Below are 20,689 nucleotides of genomic sequence, written 5' to 3' on the forward strand. Positions count from 1 at the left end.
TGATGGAGACGCTGGTCGAATACGCCGGTCCGGCCGATACCGGCGGCCCGTTCGCGCGGGTGACGCTGAACTCGCCCCACAACCGCAACGCGCTCTCAACCGCGCTCGTCGAGCAGCTGCATCAGGGGCTGCGCGACGCCGCGGCGGACCCGGGCGTGCGCGCGGTGGTGCTGGGGCATACCGGCAACACCTTCTGCGCCGGCGCCGACCTGAGTGAGGCCGGCGGGGGCGACCCGTTCGACCTGGCCGTGGCCCGCGCCCGGGAAATGACCACGGTATTACGCGCCATCGTCTCCTCGCCGCTGCCGGTGATCGGCGCCATCGACGGGCATGTCCGCGCCGGCGGGTTCGGACTTGTCGGTGCCTGCGACATCGCCGTCGCCGGTCCGCGCAGCACGTTCGCCCTGACCGAGGCCCGCATCGGCGTCGCCCCCGCGATCATCTCGCTGACGCTCCTGCCGAAACTGTCGCCGCGGGCCGCGGCGCGCTACTACCTGACCGGCGAGACGTTTGACGCCGCCGCAGCCGCGGACATCGGACTGATCACGATGGCAGCCGAGGACGTCGACGCCGCGGTGGCAGGACTGCTCGCCGACGTGGGCCGCGGTTCGCCCCAGGGGCTTGCGGCCTCCAAGGCGCTGACCACCGCGGCGGTGCTGGAAGGGTTCGACCGCGACGCCGAACGGCTTGCCGAAGAATCGGCCCGGCTCTTCGTCTCCGACGAAGCCCGCGAAGGCATGCTGGCGTTTCTGCAGAAGCGCGCACCCAGCTGGGCGAGTTAGCCAGGTGTCAAACAAGACCCACGGGCCGAACCTGCCGGCACGGCGCGAGGTTGCAGTTTGACCAATCCTCTTGCAGCAATAGCTGGACGTCGTAGGCTCGTGGGTGATGAGCAACTCTGCGCAACGCGATGCGAAGGACACGCGCGCTGAATCGGCGCGCGCGGCCGACACCGATCGCATACAGCTCGCGCAATTGCTGGCCTACGCGGCCGAACAGGGCCGGCTGCAGATGAAGGACTACGAAGACCGGCTGACCAGGGCATACGCGGCGACCACGTACGAGGAACTGGACCAGCTCCGGGCCGATCTGCCGGGTTCACCGATCAACCCGCGCCGCGGCGGCAAGCCCAACCCGGCGCCGTCCACCCTCCTGCTGGCCCTGATGAGCGGCTTCGAGCGGCGGGGCCGGTGGAACGTGCCCAAGAAGCTGACCACGTTCACGTTGTGGGGCAGCGGGGTGGTGGATCTGCGCTACGCCGACTTCACCTCGACCGAGGTCGACATCCACGCGATGTCGATCATGGGGGTGCAGAACATTTTGCTGCCGCCCGAAGTCAACGTCGAAATTCACGGCCGCGGCGTCATGGGCAACTTCGACCGAAGCGTGCTCGGACAGGGCACGCCCGGCGCACCGACGGTGAAGATCCGCGGCTTTTCGCTATGGGGCGGTGTCGGCATCCTTCGCAAGGCCCGCCGGCCGCGCGGATAGCAGTCAGCCGGGCACGTAGTCGAACGTATCGGGATTGGGTCCGTTTCTTCCCGATTCACCCTTGTCCAGCGCTGAGATCGCCTCCATGTCGGAGTCATCCAACTCAAAGTCGAAAAGCTCGAAGTTGGCTTTGACCCGTTCGGGGGTGACCGACTTGGGGAAGACGATGTCGCCGCGCTGAATGTGCCAGCGCAACACCACCTGTGCCGCGGATTTGCCCCGTGCGTCGGCGACGCGGTTGATCACCGGATCGTCGAGTACCTTGCCCTGTGCGATGGGCGCCCATGCCTCGGTGGCGATGCCGTGGTCGCGTCCGTACGCCCGGACCTGTTCGTTACCGAAGTAAGGATGAACCTCGACCTGGTTGACCGACGGGACGGTGTCGGTTTCGTCGGCGAGCCGATCCAGATGTGCGACTTGAAAATTGGAGACGCCGATGCTGCGGGCGCGCCCATCGCGCGCGAACTCTTCGAAGACTTTCCAGGTTGAGACGAAGTCGCCGTCGTAGAGCGTGGGCAGCGGCCAGTGGATGAGAAACAGGTCGACGTAGTCGGACTCCAGAGCCTTCAGCGTTCGGTCGAACGCCCGGCGCGCATCGTCGGGCTTGTGAAAGCCGTTGTTGAGCTTGCTGGTGACGAACACGTCGGCGCGGTCGAGCCCGGCGTCGCGAATGCCTTGCGCGACTTCCTTTTCGTTGCCGTACATCTCGGCGGTGTCGATGTGCCGGTAGCCGATCTCGAGCGCGGTCTTGACCGCCGCCGCGGTCTCGTCGGGCTTGATCTGGAACACGCCGAAGCCCAGCTGCGGGATGCTGACACCATCGTTGAGTTCGATCGTTGGAACCTTGCTCATGCATCTCCTCCTTCTCGCTCCGTGTACCCGGTCGAGTGAGCACCTATCCCATTTGGGTCGACGACGGGCTAGCGGCGGCGGGACCGGAGGTAGTCGCCCACCACGGCCGCGCCGAGGCCGTCGACGTCGGGCACCACCACACGTCCCTCGACGCGCCGGGCGACCTGGTCGATGAACCGGGCCAGGCCGGGGTCGCTGCCCAGCCGGAAGATGGTGATCTGCGCACCGAGGCGGGCCATGTCGTCGAACCCGCGCACGGTGTGGGCGATGGTCCGCGGATGCGGGGGGTAGTCGAAGAATACGGTCGTGCCGTCGCCGTCGAAGTCTTCCAGGTGAGCGGTGGGCTCGCCATCGGTCACCACCAGCACGACGGGCTGCGCGTTGGGATGCCGCCGTAGGTGACGACCGGCCAGCGCCAGGGCGTGGTGCAGATTGGTGCCCTGTTCGTAGACGCCTTCGAGGCCGGTGAGCTCGGCGGCGGTCACCGTCCGGGCATAACGCCCAAATGCGATGATCTGCAAGGCGTCCGAACGAAATCGCGTGCCCACCAGGTGGTTGAGCGCCAGTGCCGTCTGCTTCATCGGCAGCCAACGATTCTCCATCACCATGGAGAACGAGGTGTCGACGAGCAGCGCCACCGCGGCCTGGGTGCGCGTCTCGGTCTCGGAGACCTCGACGTCGTCGACGGTGATCTTCAGCGATCCGACGGTGCCGTCCGGGGTGGCGGTTCCCGCCTGCCGCAGCACCGCGTTGGTCAGCGTGCGGGAGATGTTCCACGGCTCGGTGTCACCGAACTGCCAGGGCCGGGTGGCACCGGTGAGTTCGCCGGCCGCTCCCGCGCGCCGATGATCCCGCTCACCGCGCCGGCCGGAAAGCTGTTGCGCCACATCGCGTAGCGCCGTCTCGCCCAGCCTGCGCATGGCCTTGGGCGATAGCCGCCACTGGCCGTCGGAACCCCGGTCCAGAAATCCCTGATTGACCAGTGCGCGTTCCAATTCGGCGAGCGTACGGGCGTCGACGGCAGCCTGGTCGCCGAGTTGGCGCGCCAGCGCGTCGAGATCGACGTCGTCCATGGTGGCGCCCGGATAGCTCTGCGAGAGCTGCTCCGCGAGCTGCTCGAGCTCGGCGACGTCGGCCAGCGCCTGGGTGCCCTCGCCCATCCCGAACGGGTTGTCGCCGGAGAACTGTTCGGACCCGGTCCAGTCCTCACCCGGCCGGGCGGCCTGCAGATGCGCGTCGAGCCGGTTCAGCGCTTGCATCAGCGACGGCGACCCGAATGCCTGCTGCGCCAAGGCATCCAGCTCGGCACGCTGGTCTGGGCTCAGGCTGTTCCGGAAGCGTTGCGCTGCCGCGGCGCGCTTGGCCAGCGAGTCCAACAGCTCGTCGACATTGCGTGGGTTCTCCGGAAAGAACTCGCCGTGCTTATTCATGAAGTCTTGAAAGTCCTGCTGGGTGTCCTCACCGCGCGCATGCTTGTCCAGCAGCTCGTTGAGGTCGTTCAACATGTCGTTGACGCGCTGGCGGTCCTCGTCGGTGGCGCCTTGGAGGGCCTCCTTCATGCCGGCAAAGCGCTGATCCAGCATCTCGCGGCCAAGCAGATCCTTGATCTGGTCGTACTTCTCGCGGGCCTCGTTGCTGCGCCAGTTGTAGTCGGAGAGTTCCTGAACGGCCTTGGCCGGCGACGCCGGCAAGGCGTCGAGCTGCAGTTCGCCGAAGCGGGCGTCGTCGTCGAGTGCGCGGGCCAGTTCCTTGCGTTCGGCCAGCACGGCCTCGTCGAGCAGCTTCTTGATCTCCTGCAGGGTGCCGTCTAAGTTGTTGCGGCGCAATAACTCCCGTCGGCGCCGGTTGGCCTCGGCGGCCAGCCGGTCGGCGCCCGGCATGTTCTTGGTGCCGCGCCGCAGTAGCTCGGACAGCGCACGGCGCGGCGACGTGCCGGTCATGACGTCCTGCCCGATCTGCTCGAGAGCCTCGCGCAGATCCACCGGCGGGGCCAGCGGGTCGGGGCCGCCGGTGTACGCCGAGTAGCGTAGACGGTGCCCCTTAAAAGGTTTAGCCATAGACGGTTTGGCCCTCTCCGGACACCTTGTCGATCCGCTTCGCCAGATACAAAGCCTCCAGCGCCAGTTCCAGCGCCGCGGCGCGCTCACCCTCCGACTGGGCGTTGACCTTGGCCGCGATCTTGTCCACCACCGGCAACGTGGGAACGGCGGCCAGGACGTCCTTGGCCGACACCCGCTCGCCCGTCGTGACCGCCGAACCGCCCTCGACCGCGGACACCAACGACCCGACGTCGATGCCGCCGAGCACCCGCGACGCGGTGTCGGCCGTGGCGCGGCGCAACAGGTGCTCGAGCACGGCCTGCTCGCGGCCTTCCTCACCGGACTCGAATTCCAGCTTGCCGCGCAGCACGTCGATCACCGTGCCGAGGTCGACCACGCGGGCCACGGGATCGGTCTCCCCCAGTACCGCGCCGCGGTGGCGGGCGGCGGCCGCCACGGTTTCGGCCGCGGCGATTGCGAACCGCGCCGACACCCCGGAGCGTTGATCGACGGAATTGGACTCCCGCAGATACCGGGCGAACCGGGCGATCACCTGCATCAGGTAGTCGGGCACCTGCGCGGATAAATGCGCCTCCTGGACGATGACGCCCACCTCCGCCTCGAGCTCCAGCGGGTAGTGGGTGCGGATCTCCGCACCGAACCGGTCTTTGAGCGGGGTGATGATGCGGCCCCGGTTGGTGTAGTCCTCGGGGTTGGCACTGGCGACTACCAGCACGTCCAGCGGCAGGCGCAGCGTGTACCCGCGGACCTGGATGTCGCGCTCCTCCATCACATTGAGCATCGACACCTGGATGCGCTCGGCGAGGTCGGGAAGCTCGTTGACCGCGACGATGCCCCGGTGCGCGCGCGGAATCAAACCGTAGGCGATGGTTTCCGGGTCACCGAGGCTGCGACCCTCGGCCACCTTGATCGGGTCGATGTCGCCGACGAGGTCCGCGACGCTGGTGTCGGGGGTTGCCAGCTTCTCGGTGTAGCGCTCGCTGCGGTGCCTCCACTCCACCGGCAGGTCGTCGCCCAGGGTGGCGGCCTTGCGGATCGACTCCGGCGTGATCGGCGAGTAGGGATGCTCGCCCAATTCCGCCCCGGCGATCACCGGCGTCCACTCGTCGAGCAGCCCGACCAGGGCACGCAGGAGTCGCGTCTTGCCCTGACCACGTTCGCCGAGCAGGACGACGTCGTGTCCGGCGATCAGCGCCCGCTCCAGCTGAGGCAGGACGGTGTCCTCGAAACCCAGGATCCCGGGCCAGACCGCTTCCCCATCCGCGCCGTCGGCGAGGCGCGTCAGCAGGTTTTCGCGGATTTCCTGTTTGACTCCCCGTTCACGATGGCCGGCGGCGCGCAGCTCGCCGACGGTGCGGGGCAGATTGCTGGGTGATGGCACCACTCCAAAGTACGCGTTGGGGAATGGCCCCACGCGCTGAGCGTTCAGTGAGCGAAGTGGCGGGCCCCGGTGAGATACAACGTGACGCCGGCGTTGGCTGCCGCCGCGGTCACCTCGTCGTCACGGACCGACCCTCCGGGGTGCACGATCGCTTTCACCCCGGCGGCGGTCAGCGTCTCGAGTCCGTCGGGGAACGGAAAGAACGCGTCCGAGGCCGCGACCGCACCGCGGACTCGGTCGCCGCCCCGTTCGACGGCCAGCCGAGCGGCGTCCACCCGGTTCACCTGTCCCATGCCGACGCCGATGGTGGCGCCGCCGCCGGCGATCACGATGGCGTTCGACTTGACCGCGCGACACGCCCGCCACGCGAAGACCAGGTCGGTCAGCGTCGCCGGATCGGCCGGCGACCCCGTCGCCAGGGTCCAGTTCGCCGGGTTGTCGCCGTGCGCGTCGAGCTCGTCGCGTTGCTGCACCAGCAGCCCACCGCTGATCGGCCGCAGCTCGGTGCCACCGGTCAGCGGCTCGGAGGCCACCAGCACCCGGACGTTCTTCTTGCGCGTCAGGGCTTCCAGAGCCTCCGGCGCGTACGCGGGCGCGACGATGACTTCGGTGAAGATCGTGCTCACATACTCGGCCATCTCGAGGCTGACCTCGGTGTTGGCCGCGATGACGCCACCGAAGGCGCTCAGCGGATCGCATTCGTGGGCCTTGCGATGCGCGTCGGCCACCGATTCCGACGAAATGGCAATCCCACAGGGGTTCGCGTGCTTGATGATTGCGACGCAGGTCTGTTCGTGGTCGAAGGCGGCCCGCCAGGCCGCATCCGCGTCGGTGAAGTTGTTGTACGACATCTCTTTTCCGTGCAGCTGCTCGGCTTGCGCCAGTCCCGGCCAGGCACCGGGGTCGCTGTAGAGCGCCGCCTGCTGGTGCGGGTTCTCGCCATAGCGCAGCATCGTCGAGCGGATCCAGCTGCGCCCCAACCACTTGGGGAACGCCGTCGGCGGATGCTCGGGCGCCAGCGTCGACTCCATCCAGCCCGCCACCGCGATGTCGTATTCCGCGGTGTGCTGAAACGCCAGCGCCGCGAGCTTTTTGCGCTCGCCGAGGGTGAAGCCGCCGTGACGCACCGCGACAAGCACCCCGTCATAGCCGCGGGGGTCGGTGATCACCGCCACGCTGGGGTGGTTCTTCGCGGACGCGCGGACCATCGACGGCCCGCCGATGTCGATCTGCTCGACGCACTCGTCGATGCTCGCGCCGGAATCGACGGTCTCGCTGAACGGATACAGGTTGACGACGACGAGTTCGAACGCCGCGATCCCGAGTTCGTCTAGCGCCGCGACGTGCTCGGGTTTGCGAAGATCGGCCAGCAGGCCGGCATGCACCCGGGGGTGCAGCGTCTTGACGCGGCCGTCGAGCACCTCGGGAAAGCCGGTCAGCTCCTCCACCCGCGTGACCGGAATCCCTTTTTCGGCAATGGTCTTCGCCGTCGATCCGGTCGAGACGATCTCGACGCCCGCCTCCGCCAGTCCCCGCGCGAGTTCGACGAGCCCGGTCTTGTCGTAGACGCTGATCAACGCGCGGCGGATCGGCCTTTTCGCCGTCTCCGGCCAGTCGTCGGTGCTCATTGCTGGGTCGCCTTTCGTCCGATCGTCGCTGTTCTTCCGACCAGGGTCAGGCCGCCGGTCGCGATCTCGGCCACCACGTCCACCAGGAGCTTCCGTTCGGTGACCTTGATGCGTTCATGCAGGGTCTCTTCGCTGTCGCCGTCGAGCACCGGCACGGATTGCTGCGCCAAGATCGGCCCGGTGTCCGTCCCGGCATCCACCAGGTGCACCGTACAACCTGTGACCTTGACGCCGTAGGCCAACGCGTCGGCCACGCCGTGCGCACCCGGGAAGGCCGGCAACAATGCCGGATGCGTATTGATGATCCGTCCGTAGAAACGCGAAAGGAACTGGGGCCCAAGTATTTTCATAAAGCCCGCCGACACCACCAGATCGGGCGAGTGCGCGGCGGTGGCTTGGGTGATGGCCGCATCCCAGGCGGCGCGGTCACGGTGATCGGCGAGCCGGGCGGTGAAAGTCGGCAGTGCCGCCCCCGCGGCGATCTCGGTGGCCAGGCAGTCGCGATCGGCACCGACCGCGACCACGCGGGCCGGGTAGTCGCCGACGGCGGCGTCGAGCAGGGAGCTCAGCAGCGACCCGGTGCCCGACGCCAGCACCACCACCCGCGCCGGCGCACTCGGGGGCACATGGAGCGGTTCGGCCACAAGGAGAGAGCCTAGTGGGAGCTACTCGCCGCGCTCGCGGTCGGTCGCGGTCGGCTCCGCTTCGTCGGGAGGCGGCGCGACGTCGTCGTCGCTCACCGATGCGTCGTCGTCGCTGACCAGCGCGTCGTGCGCGGCGAAGTCGTCGTGATCGGCAAAATCCGCCGGCGGCTCGTCGTCCGGCTCGTCGTCCGGCTCGTCCAAGACCCCGGCAAAGTCGGCCGGTTCTTCGGCCGCGGCCGGCACGGGCTTGGGTCGGCGGGGCCGGGCCGTGACGCCACCGGTCATCACCAGCGTGATCCCGCCCACGACCGAGAACCAGAAGAACACCCCGATCAACAATGCGCCCTGGTCGACGCCGACATCGCCGAAGTTTCCCAGCCGCCCGCTGCCGCCGTATGCGAGCAAGGACATCGCCAGCGCGCCGACAACCGAAGCGACCAGAAGCTTGGCCATTGCCGGAATCAGCGGCAACGCACGCCGAGCGCATTGCTGTCCGACCGCCACCCCGGACGCCGCGCCGACGATGAGCAGCGCGACCCACACCGGGCCCAGCGGCGGCCTGGGGGCGGCGGCCAGGATCGGCAGCGCCGGAATGTCGCCGCCGAAGACGGTGAACGAACTGAACGTCGCGAAGCCGAGGTGAGCGCTGGACCCCACCGCCATCGCCGAGGCGCCGACAATGACGTTGGGCGCGTACAACATCGACAGCACCGTGAGGCTGAACTGCCCGAATATCGAATCGGTGATCCCGTAGAGGTCTTGCATCGTCGCCCAATGCACCACCAGCGAAGCCGCCGTGACCAAGCCGGAGAGCCCGAGCAGCGCCAGCACACCGGCGGACGCGGCGCGCAGCGCGTCGCCCAGCCAAAACGGGAGTGACGACACCGCCAACACCCGTCGGCCCACCCGGGACCACACGCCGATCGCGGCACCGACGGCATGCACGACGAGCACACTGGCGAACGCGCGCAGGGCGCTGGGCGTCTGCAGCTCGGTGATCACCGACGAGGCGTCATGGATGACGGCCATGGCGATCGCCGCGATCAAAAGGGGGCCGCCCAGCGCCGACGCGACGACCCAGCGGACCACCAGCCACGAGGAATACGGAGAGGTGGCCCGAGCCGTGCTGCGCGCCGTTGCCCAGATCATCAACAGCACCGGCAGCAGCGGCATCACGCCCAGTTCGCGGCCGCCGATCGAAATCGGCACCTGGTGCACGCCCAGCCACATGCTGGCGATCGCGCCCAGCGCCCCGGTCATGTCGCTGTTGGCGATCAACAGCTGCAACAGCGTGACCGCGGCGATGATGACCAAGGCCACCACGGCCGGGCCGAACGCGACCCGGACCAGGTCACGCGCCTGGCGAGCGCCCGCTGGCCGGTTGTCCTCCACCCGTGTCACTCTTGGCGCACGTCCCCGACTAGGCGCGAAGGCGCATGGTTAGGACGGCGCTGGACCAGACGGCGACGAGGGCGACTGCTCCTGGCCCTGGCCGTAGGGCTGCTGGCCCCCGGCCTGGTTGGAGTAATTGGGTGCCGAACCCTCGGAGCCCGCACCGGCCGCGGGCGGCGGGCTGAAGCTGGGGAAGCCGGTGGGCGGCGTGGACGGTCCTTGCTGCGCGGCCGGCTGCGGCCCGGACTGCGCGGGCTGGGCACCGAAACCGCCGGTCGCAACGGCGGTTTGGGTGGGGGCCTGGCTGGCGGGATAACCGCCGTACTGCGACCCGTAGCCGGGGTGCTGCGGCTGCTGTTGGCCGCCCTGCTGACCGTAGTAGGGCTGCTGGCCGTATTGCCCGTATTGCCCGTACTGCCCGTACTGGGCGTAGGGGTCGTACTTCGGCCGCGGCGTCGGCGCCGTGATCACGCCCGCGTCCAACAGAACGACGACGACAGCGGCGATCGCCTGAAGCACGCTGCACGCCACCAGGGGCCACATCGCCCAGCCGACCGCAAACCCGGCGGGCAGGTTGATCGTCTCGGTGACGGCGAGCAACGCACCCAGAACCGCGATGACCGCGACGATTCCGGCGTAGTTCTTGGCCTTGGGCAGCAGGCTAAGCCCCGCGAGCAGCGCGGCCAGCACCGCGATGATGACCGCGGTACCCGCATCGCCGGCACGTCCGCCGACGCCCGGGCCGAGGTCGGCGCCGATGGTGAACGTCGGCCCGAAATTCAGCAGATACACCGCCAGGCCGAGCACGACCACAGCGACGTTCAGGTAGAGCGGGAGCTTCGACGTGCCGTCGTCGTCCTTGGTGAACGACGGGGTGGCGCCTGCGTAGGAGCCGCCGGACGGCGCGGGTGGGTATCCGGGGCTACCGGGCGAGTAGGTCATGGCTCCTCCTGTTGCTTCCAGTGCCTTGAAGTGCCTTTGCGGGCGCCACAGTTGGGTCGCGACGCTGTGCTTGCGGGCGCGCCGTTCCATAAACGCCGTGCACGGCGGTTGCGTTGCGACGCGATCGATCAACCACGCTAGCGCACTTCGGGACAGCGGCCACGGCGGCAGCTTGCTCAGCGGAGGTAGAACACGTTCTAATTCTCTCCATGGATTACGGGCTTGTGCTTTTTACCAGCGACCGTGGCATCTCTCCGGCGTCGGCCGCGAAGCTTGCCGACGAACACGGCTTCACGACCTTTTACGTGCCTGAACACACCCACATCCCGGTCAAGCGGGAGGCCGCCCATCCGACGACGGGTGATGAATCGCTGCCGGACGACCGATACATGCGGACACTAGACCCATGGGTAAGTCTGGGCGCGGCCTGCGCCGTCACGTCGCGGGTGCGGCTGTCCACCGCGGTGGCGCTGCCCGTCGAACATGACCCGATCACGTTGGCGAAAAGCATTGCCACCCTCGACCATTTGTCCGGCGGGCGAGTCAGCCTCGGCGTCGGGTTCGGGTGGAACACCGACGAGCTCGCCGACCACGGCGTGCCGCCCGCGCGGCGCCGCACCATGCTGCGCGAATACATCGAAGCCATGCGGGAGCTGTGGACCAAAGAGGAAGCCGCCTACGACGGCGAGTTCGTCAAGTTCGGGCCCAGCTGGGCGTGGCCCAAGCCCGTGCAGCCACACATTCCCGTGCTGGTCGGCGCGGCCGGAAACGAGAAGAACTTCAAGTGGATCGCCCGCAGCGCCGACGGCTGGATCACCACTCCGCGCGACTTCGATATCGACGAACCGGTGAAGTTGCTGCAGGACACCTGGGCGGCCGCCGGCCGCGACGGCGCCCCACAGATCGTCGCGCTGGACTTCAAGCCGGTCCCCGAGAAGCTCGCCAAATGGGCCGAGCTCGGGGTGACCGAGGTGCTGTTCGGCCTGCCGGACCGCGCCGAGGACGAGGTCGTCGCCTATGTCGAGCGGCTGGCCGGCAAGCTGGCCGCCCTCGTCTGAGAACCCTTCGTATCCGCGAGACTTAAACCACGGCGACCCGCACCGGGCGTGTCGTGTGCGTGGTTTATGTGTCGCGGAAGGACCCGGCGTCAGGCCAACGTGCAGCGGTTGCCGTAGTCGAAGGAGCGGACCCGCACCGAGTGTCCCAGCGGGTCGCCGTCGATCAGCAGCGCGATCAATTCGTCGTCTTCGGTGGTGGAAAGGAACCGGCTACCGTCGTCCAGCCGGCCGATGATGATCCCGGTCGGGCGGCCGTCGTCGCGCCGCACCGTATAGGTCTCGACGGTGCCGACACCGTCCGCGTTCTCGGTCACCGCCTCAGTCGGCCAGTTGGCGACCTGCTGCTGCGCCTGCGCGCTGCGGTCGGGCTTCCATCCCGCCGGAGTGGTGGAGTACACGCCGACCGAGTACTTGCTCAGGATGCCGCCGTTGGCGCCGACGAGACCGAATTCACCCGGGGTCCTTCGCAATTGCGCGACGGTCTCGGCGACGGCATGCATCGAATAGTTGTTGCCGGCCCCGCCGAAAAACGGCAGACCGCCGGTCAGGGTCAGGCCGCGCGGATCGTCGGGCGCGATGCCCATGCCGTCGCAGATGTTGAACACCGGCACCGGAAAGCAGCTGTACAGATCGAAGGTGGCGACATCATCGATGCCGATGCCGGCCATCGCCAGCGCCTCGCGCACCGCCAGAACATGCGACGGCGCATGCCCGAGATCGGGGCGCTGCAGCAGGGCCTGCTCCTCGAGGTCGGCGTGGCCGTGCAGGTACACCCAGTTCTCCTCGGGCACCCCGAGGCGACGCGCCGCGTCGACCGACATCAGTAGCGCGGCCGCGCCCTGGTTCACCTGGTCGCGGGCGACCATCAGCCGCGGGTACGGCTCCGCGATCATCCGGTTGCGCTCGGTCACGGTGATCAGCTCGTCGACCGTGCGCTCCACCGGTGCGGCGGCGAACGGGTTGCTGGCGGCGATCTTGGTGAACGGCGCGAACAGCTCACCCATCTGCCGCCGGTACTCCGCCGGCCCCAGGCCGGTCCCGGCCCGCCGGGCATTCTCCAGCAGCGCGTACTGGATCGGCGCGCTGGTCAGACCGTGAATGACGGTGTAGCGCGAGACGAGCTTCTCGATGCCCTGGCCCCGGTCTTCCAAGTCACCGTCGACCGTCTCGGTGAAGTCGGGCCTGGCTTCGGCTTTCGCGAAGTAGCGCAGTGTCGACGTCGCATCCGAACCGAACACCATCGCCACCCGAGAGCGGCCCGCGGCGATCTCGCCGGCCAGCTCGCTGATCAGGTGCTGGGGTCCCTGGCCGCCGACGATCTCGAGAATTGCGCGGGCGGGCGAAGCGCCGACGCGGTTGGCCACGGATCGCGGGTAGTTGTTCGACCGCCCCAGCGGCGCATTGATCATGCCGGAGATCTCGAACTGCCTGACACCGGCCACGGTGTCGATCGCCGCCGCGACGTCCTCGGCACCACAGTCGTCGACGGCGCCATTGGCCGCCGCGGCGGCCAGCTCGACGGGCGACATTCCGCGGTAGTTCCGGTCGTCGATGCGCTCCGCGGCCTGCCCCACGCCGACGAGGACGGGGGTGTTCGGGTCGAGATTCATAGACCCACTATCTACCGCAGGTCCGTCCCCAGGCCTAATCGGGGGGCCGCCACGGTTCGATGGTGGCGACCCGCTTCGCCCGGCCACGCCGCGCTCGCGATCGCCACGGTTCGATGGTGGCGACCCGCTACAGGCTCTGCAGGATCTCCCGGGCCAGCGCCGCGGTCGCCGACGGGGTCTTGCCGACCTTGACGCCGGCCGCCTCCAAGGCTTCCTTCTTGGCGGCCGCGGTGCCCGACGAGCCGGACACGATGGCGCCGGCGTGGCCCATCGTCTTGCCCTCTGGCGCCGTGAATCCCGCGACGTACCCGACGACCGGCTTCGAGACGTGGGCCTTGATGTAGTCGGCGGCACGCTCCTCGGCGTCGCCGCCGATCTCACCGATCATCACGATGACCTTGGTGTCGGGGTCCTTCTCGAACGCCTCGATGGCGTCGATGTGGGTGGTCCCGATCACCGGGTCCCCGCCGATGCCGATCGACGTCGAGAACCCGAAATCGCGTAGCTCGTACATCATTTGGTAGGTCAGCGTGCCGGACTTGGACACCAGCCCGACGGGGCCCGAACCGGTGATGTTGGCCGGCGTGATGCCCACCAGCGCCTCGCCGGGCGTGATGATGCCGGGGCAGTTCGGGCCGATGATGCGGGTCTTGCTGCCCTTGTCCACATTGTAGGCCCACGCAAACGCGGTGTCCTGCACCGGAATTCCCTCGGTGATGACCACCAGCAGCGGGATCTCGGCGTCGATGGCCTCGATGATCGCGTCCTTGGCGAACTTCGGCGGCACAAAGATGATCGACACGTCGGCGCCGGTCTTCTCCATCGCCTCGGCGACGCCGCCGAACACCGGCAGCTTGATAATCCGGCCGCCCTTGTCCTCGTGCGTGACGGTGGTGCCCGCCTTGCGCGCGTTGACGCCGCCCACAATCTGGGTGCCCGCCTTCAGCATTCGGGCGGTGTGCACGGTGGCCTCGCTGCCCGTGATGCCCTGGACGATGACCTTGTTGTCTTTGTTCAAGAAGATCGACACGTTTCCAAGTCCTTTCTCAGGCGCTCGCCAGCTCGGCGGCCTTGTCGGCGGCCTCGTCCATCGTCGGCACCACTGTCACCAGCGGGTGGTTGGCCTCGGCCAGGATGCGGCGGCCCTCCTCGACGTTGTTGCCGTCGAGGCGCACCACCAGCGGCTTGTTGGCCTCGTCGCCGAGGATTTCCAGCGCCTTGACGATGCCGGTGGCCACCGCGTCGCAAGAGGTGATGCCGCCGAAGACGTTGACGAACACACTCTTGACCTGTTGGTCGCCCAGGACCACGTCCAACCCGGCGGCCATCACTTCCGCCGAGGCGCCACCGCCGATGTCGAGGAAGTTGGCCGGCTTGACGCCCCCGTGCTTCTCCCCGGCATAGGCGACGACGTCGAGGGTCGACATCACCAGGCCCGCGCCGTTGCCGATGATGCCGACCTGGCCGTCGAGCTTGACGTAGTTGAGGTGGTGTTCCTTGGCCTTGAGCTCCAGCGGGTCAGTGGCGTCGCGGTCCTCGAACTCGGCGTGGCCGGGCTGACGGAAGTCGGCGTTGGCGTCGAGCGTGATCTTGCCGTCCAGCGCCAGGATTCGATCTTGCGGGTCGCGCACCAACGGGTTGACCTCGACCAGGGTGGCGTCCTCGGCGACGAAGAGCTCCCACAGCTTGTTGATGGTCACCGCGGCCGCGTCGAGCACCTCGGCCGGCAAGTGGCCCTGCTCGGCGATGGAACGCGCGGTCGCAAGGTCGACACCCTTGACGGCGTTGACCGGAACCCTGGCCAGCCGCTCAGGCTTGGTGGCGGCGACCTCCTCGATTTCCATGCCGCCCTCCACCGAGCACATGGCCAGATAGGTGCGGTTGGCCCGGTCGAGCAGGAAGGAGATGTAGTACTCCTCGGCGATGTCGCTGGCCTCGGCGACCAACAGCTTCTTGACGACGTGACCCTTGATGTCGAGGCCGAGGATGTTCTTGGCGTGTTCGTAGGCGTCTTCGGGAGTCGCCGCGTACTTGACGCCCCCCGCCTTGCCGCGACCGCCGACCTTCACCTGCGCCTTGACCATCACCGGACGACCGATTTCGGTGGCGATGTCCCGGGCGCCCTCGGCGGTGTCGGTCACCCGTCCCGGAGTAGTCGGTACGTTGTGCTTGGCGAACAATTCTTTTGCTTGATACTCGAAAAGGTCCATGGACTCTCTGTCTTCGCTCGACTCAACTTCTAGGCCTCTTGATGGGCGGTGCCGCGCTCGGCAACTCGCACGGACGAACTGTATCCACTGGCCAACCGGCCCTTTCCGGCGCGTCCGGCGATGTGGCACAGCTCACGGCATCCCGGCGCACCCGGTTCGTGACCCAAATCACAATTTCCACCGGATTGCGCGACGAGGTTGCCAGTTCCGCGAGTTAGCGGATACCGTCCTAGGGTCCAGATAACGTTATGGTCACGATACGAGGACATTTCAGCTTGTCCCAGCACCGTTTGGCTCCTTCTACTGCTGAAACAGCAGGCGTGGTGAGGGTTAGTCGCGCGGCCGGCGGCCGGGGAATTGAGCCCGATCGCAACGAAGTCACCGAAATCCTCCCGCTCGACGGCTTCAACTTCGATGACTTCGATTGGCGCGACGAGGTCAGCGATCTCGGCGAGCTCGACTACAGCAACGACTCGCCCTTCGACAACGAAGCGCAAGTGTTGCTGGCTCCCGAGCTTGACGACCTGAACGAGGCCGACGATCCGGCCACGCTGTGGCTGGCCGCCCCGGTAACCGAGGTGTTGCCGCGCGTGGTCGTCGAACCCGCGGCCGCTCCGCGTCCGGGTCGCACGCACACCGTCGATGTTGTGGGTGTGGGACGACGCGGCGGGCAGCATCGCAAGGAACCGACCAGCGCGGCCAGGGGTCGCCTGCTGATCTCGGCGATGGCCGCCGGCGCGGCCGCAGCGGCCGCCCACACCGCAACCAGCCACGCCGATACGCCCAAGACCGACGCCGTGCTGACCGCGAACGCGTCGGCGCTCACCGGCGGGTCGGGCAACAACACCATCCGCGGCGCCCAGGTGGTCGCGCTCGAGCCGGTCGCGACCGCCGCGGTACACAACCAAGAGCTCGCCAAGGGCGTTGCTTTCGCCAACGATCGCGCTCAGCGTGAGGCGCGATTGCAGCAACCGCTGTATGTGATGCCGACGAAGGGCATCTTCACCTCTAACTTCGGTTACCGCTGGGGCGTCCTGCACGCCGGCGTCGACCTGGCCAACTCGATCGGAACACCGATTTTCGCCGTGTCCGACGGCGTCGTGATCGATGCGGGCCCCGCCGCCGGCTACGGCATGCTGGTCAAGCTGCGCCATGCCGACGGCACGGTGACGCTCTATGGCCACGTCAACACCACGCTGGTCAGCGCCGGCCAGCGCGTGATGGCCGGCGACCAGATCGCCACCATGGGCAACCGGGGTAACTCCACCGGCCCGCACCTGCATTTCGAGGTGCTCCAGGGCGGCACCGAACGAATCGACCCCGTGCCGTGGCTGGCTAAGCGGGGTCTTATGGTCGGTAACTACGCTGGTTGAGGTGACCGCGCCGAATCAACCGCTTCCCGGTCCCCAGCCGCCCGAGTCCACTTCCCCGTCGGACTCCAAGACGCGGATCATCCGCCGGGCACCCACCGGACCGGTCCCCGTAGCGGCGGAATCCCCGACCACCCACATTCCGTCACAGCCACCGCCGTACCAGGGCGCTTCTCGCGCGGGGCGCCGAGCAACTTTGGGTGCGCCGGCCGATGTGCCGAGCGACCGGACCGCCGTCGCCGCTTGCGCGGTCAGCATCATCAGTGGGTGGGCCACCTCGGTGGTGGCGACCGACCTGATCGCCGGCTGGTGGCGGACCGACCGCCTGTTCTGCATCGCCGTGGCGTTCCTCGCCCTGGTGTTCGCCATCACCACCGTTTCCGGCGTGATCATGTTGCTGCAGCACCGGCCTTTTGGGCGCTACCTCATCGTGGTTGGCGCCGTGGTCGCGGTGCTGACCTACATCGGTGTGTTCATCGCGGGTGCCCGTGTCGCGTGGATCGTGCACCTGCTGCCGTTGCTGCCGATCGCCAGCGTGGTGCTGGCCATGCACCCGCGAACCAAACGCTGGCTGGAGGTCTGACCCGGGTGCGAGCCCGGCCGACCTTTAGGCGACTTTCGAATCCGCTATCACCTGCGATATCGGATTCCCGAATCATCTAATGGTCCGCAGGCGCTATCCGTGTGAGTGATGGGCTACGCGCCCGTGGCGGCTAGAGCTTGCTGATCGGGGCGTGGTTGTGCATCAGCTTGACTCGTCCGGCGCTGCCGAAATCGATGAGCGACATGGCTGATTCGCCTACCCCGGACACTTCCTCGACGCGGCCCAGCCCGTACTTGTCGTGAGTCACCCGGTCGCCGGGCTCGAGCACCAGCAGCGGACGCTTGCCCGCGCCCGAGCGGGTCGGGGCCGCGCGCGGCGTACCGAACCGGCCGGCGCCGCTCACCGGCGCGCTGAACGACGGGGCCGGCGCGGTGCGCCGCCACTCGATGAGTTCCTGCGGAATCTCCCGCAAAAAGCGCGATTCCGGGTTCAGCATCGGCTGCCCCCAGGAGGAGCGGATGATGGCCCTGCTCAAATACAGCCGCTGGCGGGCGCGGGTGATGCCGACGTAGGCCAGCCGCCGCTCCTCGGACAGTTCGGTCGGATCGTCCAGCGCCCGCATATGCGGAAACATTCCGTCCTCCCAGCCGGTGACGAACACCACCGGGAACTCCAGCCCCTTGGCGGTGTGCAACGTCATCAGGGTGACCATGCCGGCGCCGTCGTCGGGGATCTCGTCGCTGTCGGAAACCAGCGATACCCGTTCCAGGAACTCCGCCAGCACACCGGTGTCCGGCACGTCCTCGTCGTCCGGGGCCTGTAACGACTCGCCCAACGCGACGGCGTTGGCCCGGTCGGTGCTGAATTCGTGTGCCACACTGACGAGTTCGTTGAGGTTGTCCAAGCGGGCCAGATCTTGCGGATCGGTGGAGGACTCCAGCTCCCGGCGGTATCCGGTACGTTCGAGCACGGACTCGACCAGATCGCCGAGATCCTCGTCGAGGCGGCCCCGGAGCTCGTCGAGCAGTTCGACGAAACCGGTGATCGCCTTCTCCGCGCGCGAATTGAGCATCGGCACTTTGCCTTCGGCCGCGGCCACCAGCGCGTCGGCGAAACTCGCGCCGGTGTTCTCGGCGTACACCGCCACGCAAGCCTCGGCACGATCACCGATGCCGCGGCGCGGGGTGTTGAGGATGCGCCGCATGCTGACCGCGTCACCGGGGTTGTCCAGCACCCGCAGATAGGCGACGATGTCGCGGATCTCTTTGCGCTCGTAAAACCGCACTCCCCCAACGACTTTGTAGGGAATGCCCGCGCGGATGAACACCTCTTCGAACGACCGCGACGAGTTGTTGGTGCGATAGAACACGGCCACGTCGTTGTAGCTGATCTCGCCCCGGTCGGCGAGCGCATCGATCTCCTCCGCCACGAACCGGGCCTCGTCGTGCTCGTTGTCCGCGACGTAGCCGACGATCAATTCGCCGGCGCCGGCGTCGGTCCACAGCCGTTTGTCCCGCCGTCCGGAGTTCCGCGCTATCACGGAATTGGCCGCCGACAGAATGTTTTGCGTCGAGCGGTAATTCTGTTCCAGCAGAATGGTTGTCGCTTCCGGATAGTCGCGCTCGAAGTCCTCGATGTTGCGGATGGTGGCACCGCGGAACGCATAAATCGACTGATCAGCGTCGCCGACCACGCACAATTCCGCCGGCGGCACATCGTCGGGCGATTCCGTGCCGTCGTGACCGACCAGTTCCCGCACCAGCACGTACTGCGCATGGTTGGTGTCCTGATACTCGTCGACCAGAACATGACGGAACCGGCGACGGTAGTGCTGGGCGATCTGCGGGAAGGCCCGCAGTACTGCGACGGTTTCGCCGATCAGGTCGTCGAAGTCCAGCGCGTTGGCCGCGCGCAGCCGCCGCTGGTATTCGCCGTAAACGGAGGCCACGGTGCGGACCAGGTCGTCGGAATCATCCGTTAGTTTGGCCACCGCCTCGGCGGGGTCGATCAGCTCGTTCTTCAGGTTGGAGATCGCGTTCGCCAGCAATCGGGGTGAGTAGCGCTTGATGTCGAGCCCCATGTCGCGCCCGATCATCTGCAGCAGACGGCGGGAATCGTCGGCGTCATAGATAGAGAAGTTGGAATTGAGGCCTTCGATCAGCGACGCCTGGTTGCGCAGGATGCGCACGCACGTCGAGTGGAAGGTGGACACCCACATGGCACGGGCCCGGTTGCCCACCAAGCGCACCACGCGTTCACGCATCTCGGCCGCGGCCTTGTTGGTGAAGGTGATGGCCAGGATCTGCCCCACCCCGACACCGCGCGCTGCGATCAGATAGGCGATGCGGCGCGTCAACACCGCGGTCTTGCCCGAGCCCGCCCCCGCCACGATCAACAGCGGCGAACCCTCGTGCACCACCGCCTGGCGCTGTTGCGGGTTGAGGCCCTCCAGCAGCTGATCTGCGTCGGAGGCCACATTGGCATCGGTTGCGTACACACTCATGTTGGTCCAAACTTACCGCCGCCCACCGACGCAACGCGCCCAGGCGTCAGACCAGGCTAGTGCTCCGACCACCCTTCGCCGGGCATATCCGGGCCTGCAAAAAGGGTGTTTTGCAATCCAATACGCGCCGGGCGTTTGAAACGGTGACCAATTAGACCCGAGTCTAAAAGCCACTCATAATCGCGCTCTAGTTTGCCTGGCCGTCAATCTCGCGCAATCCGCGATAAGCGCTCAATTTCGCCCGGTGTAAATGGAATCCATACCGGCGAGCCACCACGGCTGGGCGTCGGCACAATCGAACACCGGGAGTCGCCGTTCGGTCGCCGACCGCGCAATAGCCAGCTCACAAGCCCCTTTTTGCGCCGAAGCTGTTTTTAGTGGCACACTCGTTTAGTGCTCAACGCGCAGTGCCGCCGGCAGCGCCCCACCCCGAACTGCCGCCGATTTTGCTACGGGTACCGGTTAGCGGTCCCCGTGGTCTAGCTGCTTTCAGAGAGCCCCGTGGTCCACTTCCGGAGATCGGGGCTCGTCTCTTTTGTGAGGCCCGAAACCGGATGAGACCACAGCCCCCACATCCCGAGAATGCGGAGTTAGCAGAGATGAAGGTTGAGACGGTGGAAACCCCACAGACGGCGGCCGCCGAAGAGTTGAGCGTCGACGAGTTGCGCCACGAGATCGACCGCTTGGACGCGGAGATCCTCGCCGCGGTGAAGCGGCGCACCGAGGTGTCTCAGGCGATCGGCAAGGTACGGATGGCATCCGGCGGCACACGGCTCGTCCACAGCCGCGAAATGAAGGTGATCGAGCGCTACAGCGAGCTCGGTCCCGACGGTAAGGACCTCGCGATCCTGCTCCTGCGGTTGGGCAGGGGCCGGCTCGGCCACTGAGGCGGGCCATCACCTGGCTGGGTCGCGTCCGGCTGCTAGGTGTCGTGACCTGACACGTTGTTGTCAGGCAGCGAGTCGGCTGATTGGTGGTCGTCCGCCGAGGGCGGAGTGGCCTCG

At 67.4% G+C, this 20,689-nt stretch carries 17 protein-coding genes; 6 read left to right on the top strand and 11 right to left on the bottom strand.

What is annotated here, in order from left to right; genetic code table 11:
• The first annotated feature begins 2 nt into the window (after positions 1 to 2).
• Positions 3 to 782: an enoyl-CoA hydratase family protein gene (locus AWC17_RS13240; RefSeq protein WP_047323782.1), complete on the top strand. Its 780-nt coding sequence runs from the start codon at positions 3 to 5 to the stop codon at positions 780 to 782.
• 106 nt (positions 783 to 888) lie between these two features.
• Positions 889 to 1,491 carry a DUF1707 SHOCT-like domain-containing protein gene (locus tag AWC17_RS13245; protein WP_046184157.1) on the top strand — a complete coding sequence of 201 codons (603 nt, stop codon included), beginning with the start codon at positions 889 to 891 and terminating at the stop codon, positions 1,489 to 1,491.
• A 3-nt stretch (positions 1,492 to 1,494) separates the two neighbouring features.
• On the opposite strand, the gene AWC17_RS13250 is transcribed toward AWC17_RS13245, so the two are convergent.
• The 7 genes from AWC17_RS13250 to AWC17_RS13280 form a co-directional block, all read right to left on the bottom strand.
• Entirely contained in the window at positions 1,495 to 2,343 is an 849-nt protein-coding gene (locus AWC17_RS13250) for an aldo/keto reductase (protein WP_046184156.1), read from the bottom strand.
• A gap of 68 nt (positions 2,344 to 2,411) precedes the next feature.
• On the bottom strand, positions 2,412 to 4,400 hold the full coding sequence (locus AWC17_RS13255) for a vWA domain-containing protein (protein WP_046184155.1): 1,989 nt from the start codon (positions 4,398 to 4,400) through the stop codon (positions 2,412 to 2,414).
• Positions 4,393 to 5,787, bottom strand: coding sequence for a sigma 54-interacting transcriptional regulator (locus AWC17_RS13260; protein WP_046184154.1), 1,395 nt, complete (start codon positions 5,785 to 5,787; stop codon positions 4,393 to 4,395). Before AWC17_RS13260 ends, AWC17_RS13255 begins: the two co-directional genes overlap by 8 nt.
• A gap of 41 nt (positions 5,788 to 5,828) precedes the next feature.
• Complete coding sequence (gene purH, locus AWC17_RS13265) at positions 5,829 to 7,412, bottom strand: bifunctional phosphoribosylaminoimidazolecarboxamide formyltransferase/IMP cyclohydrolase (RefSeq protein ID WP_046184153.1); 1,584 nt, start codon at positions 7,410 to 7,412, stop codon at positions 5,829 to 5,831.
• Positions 7,409 to 8,056, bottom strand: coding sequence for a phosphoribosylglycinamide formyltransferase (purN, locus tag AWC17_RS13270; protein WP_046184152.1), 648 nt, complete (start codon positions 8,054 to 8,056; stop codon positions 7,409 to 7,411). Before purN ends, purH begins: the two co-directional genes overlap by 4 nt.
• Positions 8,057 to 8,077: 21 nt before the next feature.
• Entirely contained in the window at positions 8,078 to 9,448 is a 1,371-nt protein-coding gene (locus AWC17_RS13275; protein ID WP_046184151.1) for a cell division protein PerM, read from the bottom strand.
• Positions 9,449 to 9,496: 48 nt separating this feature from the next.
• Positions 9,497 to 10,390, bottom strand: coding sequence for a DUF5336 domain-containing protein (locus AWC17_RS13280; RefSeq protein WP_046184159.1), 894 nt, complete (start codon positions 10,388 to 10,390; stop codon positions 9,497 to 9,499).
• 209 nt (positions 10,391 to 10,599) lie between these two features.
• Here AWC17_RS13280 and AWC17_RS13285 point away from each other — a divergent pair, with 209 nt between their 5' ends.
• Complete coding sequence (locus tag AWC17_RS13285; RefSeq protein ID WP_046184150.1) at positions 10,600 to 11,448, top strand: LLM class F420-dependent oxidoreductase; 849 nt, start codon at positions 10,600 to 10,602, stop codon at positions 11,446 to 11,448.
• Between the two features lie 89 nt (positions 11,449 to 11,537).
• Here AWC17_RS13285 and AWC17_RS13290 read toward each other — a convergent pair whose 3' ends face one another.
• The 3 genes from AWC17_RS13290 to sucC all read right to left on the bottom strand — a co-directional run bounded on the left by AWC17_RS13290 (position 11,538) and on the right by sucC (position 15,268).
• Entirely contained in the window at positions 11,538 to 13,058 is a 1,521-nt protein-coding gene (locus AWC17_RS13290) for an acetyl-CoA acetyltransferase (RefSeq protein WP_046184149.1), read from the bottom strand.
• Between the two features lie 127 nt (positions 13,059 to 13,185).
• On the bottom strand, positions 13,186 to 14,088 hold the full coding sequence (sucD, locus tag AWC17_RS13300; protein ID WP_046184148.1) for a succinate--CoA ligase subunit alpha: 903 nt from the start codon (positions 14,086 to 14,088) through the stop codon (positions 13,186 to 13,188).
• Positions 14,089 to 14,104: 16 nt separating this feature from the next.
• Positions 14,105 to 15,268, bottom strand: a complete 1,164-nt coding sequence (gene sucC / locus AWC17_RS13305; protein WP_046184147.1) for an ADP-forming succinate--CoA ligase subunit beta — start codon at positions 15,266 to 15,268, stop codon at positions 14,105 to 14,107.
• A 323-nt stretch (positions 15,269 to 15,591) separates the two neighbouring features.
• Here sucC and AWC17_RS13310 point away from each other — a divergent pair, with 323 nt between their 5' ends.
• Positions 15,592 to 16,641 carry a M23 family metallopeptidase gene (locus AWC17_RS13310; RefSeq protein WP_244193496.1) on the top strand — a complete coding sequence of 350 codons (1,050 nt, stop codon included), beginning with the start codon at positions 15,592 to 15,594 and terminating at the stop codon, positions 16,639 to 16,641.
• A gap of 1 nt (position 16,642) precedes the next feature.
• Positions 16,643 to 17,221 carry a hypothetical protein gene (locus AWC17_RS32705; protein ID WP_046184146.1) on the top strand — a complete coding sequence of 193 codons (579 nt, stop codon included), beginning with the start codon at positions 16,643 to 16,645 and terminating at the stop codon, positions 17,219 to 17,221.
• A gap of 130 nt (positions 17,222 to 17,351) precedes the next feature.
• Here AWC17_RS32705 and pcrA read toward each other — a convergent pair whose 3' ends face one another.
• Positions 17,352 to 19,685 (bottom strand): DNA helicase PcrA, encoded by a 2,334-nt coding sequence (gene pcrA, locus AWC17_RS13320; RefSeq protein WP_047323788.1) that lies wholly within the window; start codon positions 19,683 to 19,685, stop codon positions 17,352 to 17,354.
• A 554-nt stretch (positions 19,686 to 20,239) separates the two neighbouring features.
• Between pcrA and AWC17_RS13325 the strand changes: the two genes are divergently transcribed.
• Positions 20,240 to 20,572: a chorismate mutase gene (locus tag AWC17_RS13325; RefSeq protein WP_082123234.1), complete on the top strand. Its 333-nt coding sequence runs from the start codon at positions 20,240 to 20,242 to the stop codon at positions 20,570 to 20,572.
• The last annotated feature ends 117 nt before the right edge of the window (positions 20,573 to 20,689 follow it).

Origin of the sequence: Mycobacterium nebraskense, assembly GCF_002102255.1 — a bacterium.
Taxonomy (GTDB): Bacteria; Actinomycetota; Actinomycetes; order Mycobacteriales; family Mycobacteriaceae; genus Mycobacterium; species Mycobacterium nebraskense.